Here is a 1,530-nt window from a genome sequence, read left to right as displayed (position 1 = left end):
GATTGTGTTGAAAAAGGCGGCTTCGAGCGCCGTTTGGCATAATGGCTGAGCGCCGCTGACGAGCAAGCCCGGCGCTTACTGCGCTCCGGCTATGGCCGGCATCGGGATAAGCTTGGCGAGCTTTCGTAGGTTCTGGGCAGTGGCGGCGAGGAGGAATTCATCCTTCGCACCGTTGGGCCCTCGCAGCCGCAGGCGGCGCAGATTCAGGATGCGCTTGAGGTGGGCGAACAGCATCTCGACCTTCTTTCGCTGACGGCGGGAGGCGACATAGACGTCGGTGGTGGCGATATCGCGCGCCATGTCGCGGGCGCCCTCGTGGATCGAGCGCAGGATCTTGCGGGCGGGCGCGTTGGGGCAGCAACCCGGCTTGAGGGCGCAGGCGTCGCAATCGAACTTGCTGGCGCGGTACCGGGTCATGCCCTCGGCATCGACGAAGGGCAGTGCTGCCCGGTAGCGCTTCCGGCGTTGCCGCAGGCGCTTGCCGGCGGGGCAGACATAGCTGTCATCGTCGTGGTCGAAGACGAAGTCGGCGCGCGCGAAGCTGCCGTCGCGCCGTGCCGACTTGTCGAACACCGGGATGTGTGGCTCGATGCCGCGTTCCTCCACCAGCCAGGCCAGGTTCCTGGCGTCGCCGTATCCGGTATCCGCCGCGAGCCGCGCGGGCCACAGTCCGAACCGGTCGTGGGTGCGCTCGATCATCCGGCGCTGGGCGGTGACCTCGGCCTGGCGGATGGCGGTGGTCGCCTCGACATCGACGATCACGGCATGCTCGAGGTCGATCAGATAGTTGGTCGAATAGGCGAAGAAGGCGCGGTCGCGCGACGCCGCCGTCCATCGTGCCGCCGGATCGGCCACCGCCAGTTGCCTGGGCGGCACCGGCGTCGCGCCGCCGAACGCGGCATCGTCGAGCACGGCCAGATATTCCCGCACCGCGTGGCTGGCGCTGGCGGGCGGCAGCTGCCCGGCATCATCGACGACGTTCTGCCGGCCGGCATCGGCCCGGATCAGGCTGGCATCGACCGCGAAGCCCTCGCCGCCGACCAGCTTCTCGGCGATGCAGCGCGCTACCGTCGCCTCGAACAGGCGGCGGAGCAGGTCGCTGTCGCGGAACCTGCCGTGCCGGTTCTTGGAGAAGGTCGAGTGGTTGGGCACGTCGCCCTCCAGCCCGAGCCGGCAGAACCAGCGATAGGCCAGGTTCACATGCACTTCCTCGCACAGCCGGCGCTCGGAGCGGATACCCATGCAATAGCCGATGATCAGCATCCGCAGCATCAGCTCCGGATCGATCGAGGGGCGCCCCGTTTCGCTGTAGAAGGGACGCAACTGCTCGCGCAGGTCCGACAGGTCGACGAAGCGGTCGATCGAGCGCAGTAGGTGATCCGCCGGCACGTGCCGCTCCAGGTTGAAGCTGTAGAACAGCGACTCCTGCGGCACGGTTCGCTCGCCCATCATCCAAACGTCTCCCGCCAACCGGCTGGAGTGAATCAGACCGTCACCGCGACTTCAAGGGCGGGTTTTTCAACATAATCG

At 67.1% G+C, this 1,530-nt stretch carries 1 protein-coding gene; it reads right to left on the bottom strand.

The window, feature by feature from the left end:
* Positions 1 to 75: 75 nt before the first annotated feature.
* Complete coding sequence (locus CA234_RS24030; RefSeq protein WP_126002937.1) at positions 76 to 1,452, bottom strand: transposase; 1,377 nt, start codon at positions 1,450 to 1,452, stop codon at positions 76 to 78.
* Positions 1,453 to 1,530: the final 78 nt, after the last annotated feature.

The sequence above is a fragment of the Sphingomonas sp. ABOLE genome (assembly GCF_003950455.1).
In the GTDB taxonomy this organism is placed as follows: Bacteria; Pseudomonadota; Alphaproteobacteria; order Sphingomonadales; family Sphingomonadaceae; genus Sphingomonas; species Sphingomonas trueperi.
This window is presented reverse-complemented; position numbering and strand designations above follow the sequence as displayed.

Excerpts from the sequence above, each read along its gene's own strand:
- CA234_RS24030 (WP_126002937.1), bottom strand. The coding sequence starts at position 1,452 with ATGATGGGCGAGCGAACCGTGCCGCAGGAGTCGCTGTTCTACAGCTTC.